Source organism: Paracraurococcus lichenis, from assembly GCF_030657435.1.
In the GTDB taxonomy this organism is placed as follows: Bacteria; Pseudomonadota; Alphaproteobacteria; order Acetobacterales; family Acetobacteraceae; genus Paracraurococcus; species Paracraurococcus lichenis.
This window is the reverse complement of the sequence record NZ_JAUTWS010000142.1, coordinates 1-7,980: the sequence shown is the minus strand read 5'-3', so window position 1 is coordinate 7,980 and position 7,980 is coordinate 1. Positions and strand designations below refer to the sequence as shown.

Annotated in this window: 6 protein-coding genes and 1 pseudogene; all 7 read right to left on the bottom strand. The window is 62.8% G+C overall.

Going from position 1 to position 7,980, the window contains the following annotated elements:
• Positions 1-329: pseudogene (locus tag Q7A36_RS37020) on the bottom strand (hypothetical protein); the annotation flags it as partial.
• 306 nt (positions 330-635) lie between these two features.
• Positions 636-1,760, bottom strand: coding sequence for a glycosyltransferase family 4 protein (locus Q7A36_RS37015; protein ID WP_305108811.1), 1,125 nt, complete (start codon positions 1,758-1,760; stop codon positions 636-638).
• Between the two features lie 479 nt (positions 1,761-2,239).
• Positions 2,240-3,619: an ISKra4 family transposase gene (locus Q7A36_RS37010; protein ID WP_305108810.1), complete on the bottom strand. Its 1,380-nt coding sequence runs from the start codon at positions 3,617-3,619 to the stop codon at positions 2,240-2,242.
• Between the two features lie 508 nt (positions 3,620-4,127).
• A complete protein-coding gene (locus Q7A36_RS37005) occupies positions 4,128-4,745 on the bottom strand; it encodes a class I SAM-dependent methyltransferase (RefSeq protein ID WP_305108809.1) in 618 nt (205 codons plus the stop codon).
• Positions 4,746-5,056: 311 nt separating this feature from the next.
• Positions 5,057-5,353, bottom strand: a complete 297-nt coding sequence (locus Q7A36_RS37000) for a hypothetical protein (protein ID WP_305108808.1) — start codon at positions 5,351-5,353, stop codon at positions 5,057-5,059.
• A 149-nt stretch (positions 5,354-5,502) separates the two neighbouring features.
• A complete protein-coding gene (gene istB / locus Q7A36_RS36995) occupies positions 5,503-6,285 on the bottom strand; it encodes an IS21-like element helper ATPase IstB (protein ID WP_305108807.1) in 783 nt (260 codons plus the stop codon).
• Complete coding sequence (gene istA, locus Q7A36_RS36990) at positions 6,275-7,804, bottom strand: IS21 family transposase (RefSeq protein WP_305108806.1); 1,530 nt, start codon at positions 7,802-7,804, stop codon at positions 6,275-6,277. Before istA ends, istB begins: the two co-directional genes overlap by 11 nt.
• Positions 7,805-7,980 lie beyond the last annotated feature (176 nt).

Sequence of the window (7,980 nt, the reverse complement as noted above, 5' to 3'; positions counted from 1 at the left end):
CCCAGTTTCCCGCATAGCTCGATCGCCTCGGCATCCGCCGCGTCGTTCTTCTGCCGCTTGACGAAGGGCTTGACGTAAGCCGGCGGGATCAGACGCACTGTGTGGCCCAGCTTGCTGATCTCTCGTGCCCAGTGGTGCGCGCCACCACAGGCCTCCAGCGCCACGGTACATGGCGCCTGTCGCGCAAAGAACTTAAGCACCTTGGCCCGTACCAGGCGCTTACGGAACACCACATGCCCAGCGGCGTCGGCGTCGGCGTCGGCGTCGGCGCCGTGCGCTTGACATACGTTCTTCGCAACATCGAGCCCGATCGTGCTAGCCTCGCCCACGGACGCCTCCCCTGGTGGTTGCTCAACACCTCCACCTTGGCACATCGATGCCGTCGGGGGGCGTCCACACCATCAACGTGGCGGCGATGGGAGGAGCGCAGCCACGCGCATCACCGCGAGCATGGCGAGGCTGGCGAGCACCGCACCTTCGCCGCCGCGAGCACCGGGGCAACCTCACCCGCCGTCGGGCCGCCTCGCTCGCAGAGCTTAGGATAGGAGATCCCGTTACGAGATCAGCGCGGCAACTCGCTTGACACTCACCGCCTACTCCACGGCGCCGGAGCCGACGACTCGTGCAACAAGGCGTCACCTCCCCTCTTGAATAGCTGCGTCGTAGATCGCCTCCATGCTAATTGCAATTTTTTCCCAGGAATGGTCCTTTGCGGTAGCAATGGCAGCTGTGCGCAGCGCCGCCCATCGATCAGGCTCCTGAAGCAGCCCCGCGATACCTCTCTCTAGTTCCACAGCTTGGTGAGATGGCACCACAATGCCATTGTGCCCGTCCTTGATATATTCAGTCGGCCCAGGAATATCGGCGACAATGGGAACTAGCCCGCAGGCCATGGCCTCAAGAGGTGTAAGTGGAAAGCCCTCAAACCACGAGGGGAACACGAGGATATGCTGGTCTGCGAGCAGGTTGGGTAAATCCTCATTACGGTAGCGCGAAACTACCGAAACTCGGGTACGTAGCTCCGCCGGATAGGTGACAAGAATAGCGTCTGGATCGGCGGCCACGCCAAAATATGACAGCTTTGCGTCAGGGAAATGCCGGAGTACGGATATCATCGCCCCGCGCAGTTCCTCAACCCCTTTCCTCTCTAGATAGCTACCAACAAAAGCAAGATTGCTTGGCTGTCGGGCGCAGCATTCGGCGGCCGTAAGCCTTTCAGCTGTGTTGACGAATGCGCCGCCGATGCCGTTCGGAATGCGGTGAGCACGGCTGTGCTTGACCCCGAGGCGCTTCACGGCATAGTCGAGTTCCGTCTCGTTTAAGAAGAGGGCCGCGTCGGCCAGTGCAAAAGACATCCGGCATTCCCAAAGCCGGAATCCCCCATGGTAGATCGGGTACTTCCACGAGAGTCTCAGGTTCCCCTGCTTGCTCCTGGCCAACAGCGCTTCGTGATAGGTATGCTCGAGACCATGGCTACGTGTGACAAGCGCCGTCTCAGCACGCATAGGTATCAGTCTCCGCAGTGCCGCGAGCACCCAACCATCCCCCGAAGACAGATCCAGGACGTCGTAGTTCGGGCGACCGAGTACGGTCCGAGCAACGTACCAGGGGAAGGCATATGCCGGGAGATTGCCTGGCAGACCCACATCGTCGAAGGAAAGGAGGTCAACATGGTGCCCCCGACTGCGTAGTGCTTCCGCAAGGCGAACAGTGACTCCGGCTGCGCCCGCATCGGGCCGAAGCTCGTGGTGGATGGACATGAGTATCTTCATCTTGCAGCGACGCTCCCGCATTACGTGCTACTCTCGCGTTGGCAACCTTGAGGATCGTGCACTCCGGCCGGTTCGCTCCGTTGCCCGATGGTGCAGTCCAGAGCATCACGGCCGAATATAAATCTTCTATCTTCACCGACTATCCGAAGCCTGGATTGCTTTTGCAAAACGGCCTTGGTGCCATCGTGATGGTGTGGACGCCTCGCGACGGCATCACTGTGTGAAGGTGGAGGTGTTGAGCAGACATTGTCAAATTGTCGGACTGATGGGCGCGCTTGATCACGCGGCACGCTACCGGCTCATATTCACGCTGCAATTTGGACGCACTGTATCGCCCCCGGCTGTCTGGACAATAGGCTGCGTTATGCGGCGTGCCTGAAGGTCTCCTCCCGCCAAGCGGCGCGCATACCATCAGGGCTACAAAACCCGTTCTTCTCCACGAGAGCATGCGATGTCGTGGGGGCTGATCAGGCTGCCTTTGCCATGCTCTGCTGCTGACCGGCGGGGGGACGAAATCCCGGGTAGCGCTGCCGAATGGCATCCTCGAGCGTGCCGTTCAGAACCGCCGTGCGGACGTCGAGGAAAGGCTGCACCGTCGCCCGGCTCCAGCGCATTTGCTGCGACTTGTTCATCCGCTTGGCCACGATCTCGTTCACTGCGCTCTCCACGAACGCGGTCGAGATCGGCAAGCCGCGCCGACGCCGGGCGGCGTAGGGCACCAGCGCTCCCTCGTTGCGCTCGAGGTAGCCCAGCAGATCGGTGACGTGACGCTGGAGGCGGTTACTCTCTGCTGCCTCAACCACGTCCGCACGCCTGGTCCAGCGAAGCAGGGCAGTAAGTTTGGCCCGGCATCCCGCCCAGCGCCCATGCCACAAGCGCCACTTCGCCCGCTCCAGGTCGCGTTCGGCACGGTTGGCGAGGGGTGCCTCAAGTCTGCGGCCTACCCTGATTGCGTGCTCGAAGCGCACCGCGGCGTGCCACCAGTCCAGCACGGGCGTGGCGCCCGGCAGCACCTCGCGCTGCAGCCGCCACAGCCCGGCATCGCCGTCGCACAGCACAGTCGCGGGCGTGGCCGCGGTGACGCCCGCTGCGGCAAGTGCCTGTCGCAGGGTCACAGCCGACCCCGCCTGGCCATCCCGGACCAAGGCGAAGCGGTGCTGCTGGCCGTCGGCATCGATCACCTTGCCCGCGACCACCTCGAAGTGGCGCCCCACCTCGGGATGCCGGCTGCGCACGTAGCCGCCATCCAGCCCAACCACGACCGCGCCGCCCGGCCGCACTGCGGGCCGCGTCACGGCCGCAGCCATGGGCAGCTGCACCACCTCCTGGCCGACCCGCTGCGTCCGGTTCCGCACCGTGCCGGCGTTCACCGCCCCGCCGATCGGAAGCAACTCGGACAGGAGTGCCGCGACCTTGCCGAACGGCGCCAGCGCCGCATACCGGGCGGTGACGCAGGCGAGTTCGGGCGCGACGGTACCCCCGCCGAGCTCCAGGGCCGCGAAGCTCTTCGGCTCGCCCGGACCATGGCAGGGGCAGACCAACAGCCGCCGGACCCGGACCGGCACCGCGCCGAACAGTGAGCGGAACGTCGCCTGGTAGTGGCCCTTGCTGGCCAGCAGCTGGCCGCAAGCCGCGCACCAGCGCCGGCGCTCGCCCACCGTGGTCACCTGGGCCGGCACGATCTCGGCCTGCAGCGCCGCGGTGAGCCGCTTCGCCTCCTCCAGCCGGAGCCCGAGGTCGGCCAAGCTGGCCACCTCGTCACGCTCGATCCGGGCCACCTCGGTCTCGCTCACCACCCCGGGTTCCAGCTCCGCGACCAGCTTCACCCGCCACACCAGCTTCGGCACCGGCCCCGCTCCCTTCGCTCCCGCAGGTCGCAAGCTTACCGGAGCGACGGCTTGGTGCCTTGCCTGCCCTGGGTTCGCGGGTTCTGCGGCGGCGCTCACCCACCGTGGCCACTTGGGCCATCACGATCCCGGCCTGCAATGCCGCGGTGAGATGCTTCACCTCCTCAAGGCTGAGGCCGAGATCGGCCAGCCCGCCCACCTCGCGCCGCTCGATCCGGGCAAGTTCGGTCTCCGTCGTCCCTTCAGCCTCCTCGGCCACCAGCGTCAGCTGCCATACCCGCTTTGGCACCGGCGTCGCTCCTTCGCCCCCACACCCGAGGAGCTTACCAGATAGGCGCCCTCGCGGCCCTCCCCCCACAGCTTCGCATGCTCTCCGGAGCCTCCCCTCGTAGTCGCTCAACACCTCCACCTTGGCACATTGATGCCGTCCACCTATCAAAGCGCAGCAGCATCGGAAATGCGGCAGAACCACATTCGAATTGAGTCCGCGACGCTTCGGATCGTGCTTCTAAATCCTTTCAAATACGCTCAAAGAATCCACAACCTCTAATTTTTTGAGACCGACATCATTTGAGATTACTTCCTTAGTGTATATAACAGATCCTGTGTCCGCATTGGCTGAAGTATTTGGACTTACTTCGCTGTCATGTAATGCAATGATACAACCACTCGATAAAAGAGGTCGCCAAGCCTCCCAGTCCGACTTTATGCCTGCATAGCTGTGATCTCCATCTATGAATATAAAATCGATTGGAACGCTCGATTCTGATGCGTGAATGCGAGCGGCTTCATGACCAAGACATTCCATCCACTTAATGTTACGGTTTTCACATTTTCCAACTTCGTAGTGTGCTATTACTTTCATAGTGCTAAATCCTGCCCTCCCTTTAAAGAATGGGTCAACTGCGTACAGCACTCCGTAAGGATCCATTAATTGGCAGAATTTTTTTGTATTAACGCCGTGATAAACACCTATCTCGACTACATTCTTCTTTCCAGCAACGTGTCTATACAGAGTTAATCTTTCTTTCTTAGTTGTTGACGAAAATGGTTTCTTCAAGCCGCAAGCCCAAAGCAAAAAAAATTTCATGTCTGACATTTCTCGCCTCTTGCTTGGAAGTGCCATAATTACAAGATTTTCCTCCCACGTCCCGATTACACGTTATTATCAAGCTAACGTGACAGAAGCCTCCCCCACTGACAGCCATGCCGGGCACGATCTGGCGTCGTCAAGGGTTCTGTCAGAACTCCCGCCAGATCCTATGACGTGAGTGAAGACCGACGTCAGCCTTTGCCGCTTCGAGAATGGCGAGCACACTGGTGGCACGACGGAGGTGAAGTAGGCGACGGCGGCGGGCAGAGACGTATTGGTTGTGGCGGGCAGTGTGGTGCACGGATCAGCGGTGTGGACGCACGTAGCCCTACCCGCATTCGGGGTTATGCAACGCGGACATACTTCGGACATCCGAGCTTGAGCATACGGTTCAGCACATTGGCAGCGATGGCGACCTCGGTGGCCTGACGCTCGTCTGTTTGCGATCGGAGTCCGTCACCGATGACGCGCTTCCAACGCGAGATGTCAGCCTCGATCAAGGCACGATCGTTGTAGCCCGAGGCTCGCTGCCAGCCCATGCGGCCGCGCTCGGCGATACATTGCAGATGACAGTCGCGCTGTGTCGGTGCGGTCTCCGCGGTTTCGCTCGGCACCGCGTTCGCGCGGGGTGGGACGATCACGGCCGCGTCGGGGTGCTGTGTCGTGACCTCGGGGACTATCCGGAATTTCGTGTGGGACCGCGATGTGTTGAATGCCACTGAGAACTGACCCGGGGTTGCCATGAGGATCTGACCCGGGTTGTGGATGTGCGCGGGGTTTTGGGATCCCGTCAGGTAGGTTGTGGCTTCCTTTCGCGCTGGGCCTGGGTTGCGGAGCTGTTCCTGAATCGGAAGCTGTCGTTTCCGGTCTCCAGGATGTGGCAGTGGTGGGTGAGCCGGTCGAGGAGAGCGGTGGTCATCTTGGCATCTCCGAAGATGGCGGCCCGTTCACTGAAGCTGAGATTGGTGGTGATGATAACGCTGGTCTGCTCGTAGAGCTTGCTGAGCAGGTGAAACAGCAGGGCACCGCCTGAGGCGCTGAACGGCAGGTATCCCAGCTCGTCGAGGATCAGCAAGTCGGCGTGGAGCAGGCGGGCGGCGATCTGCCCGGCCCTTCCGGCTGCCTTCTCCTGCTCGAGGGCGTTGACCAGTTCGACCGTGGAGAAGAACCGGACGCGCTTGCGGTGGTGCTCGACGGCCTGGACACCGAGCGCGGTCGCGACGTGGGTTTTGCCTGTTCCCGGCCCTCCGACCAGCACGATGTTGTCGGCCTTCTCCATGAAGGTGCCGGCATGCAGTTGGCGCACCAGGGCTTCGTTCAGCTGGCTGCTGGCAAAGTCGAACCCGGCCAGGTCCTTGTAGGTCGGGAACCGTGCGGCCTTGAGCTGGTAGGCGATGGAGCGGACCTCCCGCTCGGCAATCTCCGCCTTGAGCAACTGCGAAAGGACCGGGATCGCGGTCTGGAAGGCAGGAGCACCCTGCTCGGCCAGCTCGGCCGCGGCCTGCGCCATGCCGTGCATCTTGAGGCTGCGCAGCATGATGGTGATGGCGGCAGCCGCTGGATCATGACGCATGACGGCCTCCCTGCCTCATGCGGAGGCTGTCATAGCGGGCGACGTTGGCCGTGGGCTCCTGCGCCAGCACCAGGGCCTGGGGCGCCTCAATCGGCTGGACCTGAGAGGCTGCGCCATCGGTGAGCCGGTGCAGCAGGTTCAGGATATGGGTCTTGGTGGCGACACCGGCCTGCAGGGCCATCTCCACGGCGACCAGCACGGCCTGCTCATCGTGCTGGAGCACCAGGGAGAGGATCTCCACCATCTCCCGGTCACCGCCGGGTCGGCCATGCAGGTGACGCTGCAACTGCCGGAAGGCCTCCGGCAGCTCGGCGAAGGGCGCGCCGTTGCGCAGGGCACCAGGCTTGCGCTGGATCACGGCCAGGTAGTGCCGCCAGTCATAGATCGTCCGCCCCTGCCGGTGGTGCGAACGCTCGATGATACGCCGGTGCTCGCAAATGACGGTCCCTTCAGCGACGACCACGATGCGGTCGGGATAGATCCGCAGGCTGACCGGACGGTTGGCGGAGGAGGCGGGCACGCTGTAACGGTTGCGGTCGAAGTGCACGAGGCAGGTTGGCGAGACCCGCTTGGTCTCATCGACAAAGCCGTCGAACGCCCGCCTGACCGGCATCAGGCACTCCACCTCCTGCCGCCAGACCGCGGCGATGCTGCCGGGCTCGGACCCGTGCGGGATCTCCTCCCATAAGGCGAGGCATCGCTGTTCCAGCCAGGCATTCAGCGCCTCCAGGCTGGCAGCGTGAGGCATGGGCTGCCACAGCCTGTGCCGGGCATCCTGGACGTTTTTCTCGACCTGACCTTTCTCCCAGCCCGAGGCTGGATTGCAAAATTCCGGCTCAAACAGGTAGTGACTTGCCATGGCCAGGAAGCGAGCATTGACCTGCCGCTCGCGGCTCGGACCGATCCGGTCCACGGCGGTGCGCATGTTATCGTAGATCCCGCGCCGCGGCACACCACACAGCACGCGAAAGCCGTGGTTGTGGGCGTCGAACAGCATCTCGTGCGTTTGCAGGAGGTAGGCCCGCACCAGGAAGGCTCGGCTATGGCAGAGCTTGAGGTGGGCGACCTGCAGCTTGGTGCGCTCGCCGTCGATGACGGCATGCTCCTCGCTCCAGTCGAACTGGAACGCCTCGCCCGGACCGAAGGCCAGTGGCACGAAGACGCCGCGGCCGGATGTCTGCTGCTGTCGCAGCCAGTCGTCTCGCCAGGCCCGCACAAAGGCGGCAACCCGTCGGTACGACCCATCATAGCCAAGCCTGGCCAGTTCCGCGTGGAACTGCCGGGCTGTGCGTTTCTGTTTGCGTGGCCGACGAGCATCGGTCCGCAGCCAGGCTGCCAGCCGCTCGGCAAAGGGATCCAGTTTACTGGGGCGATCGGGTGTCCTGAAAACAGGCTCGACCACGTCGGACCGCAGGTACTTGCGGATGGTGTTCCGCGACAGACCCGTCCGGCGGGCAATCGCGCGGATCGAGAGCTGCTCCCGGAAATGCCAGCGCCGGATAACGCTCAACAACGCCATGTCCAACACTCCCGCTGCCCCCACCCAAAAGGCAGAGGCTAGCGTCCGAACATGGGTCAGTTCTCAGTGGCAACTTCACCCCAAACCGGGTCAGTTCTCAGTGGCATTCAACAGCCCGCTACTGTTCGGACGCCTGTGGGAGCAGACCGGCTGCGCGGCGGTGATCAAAGAGCTGC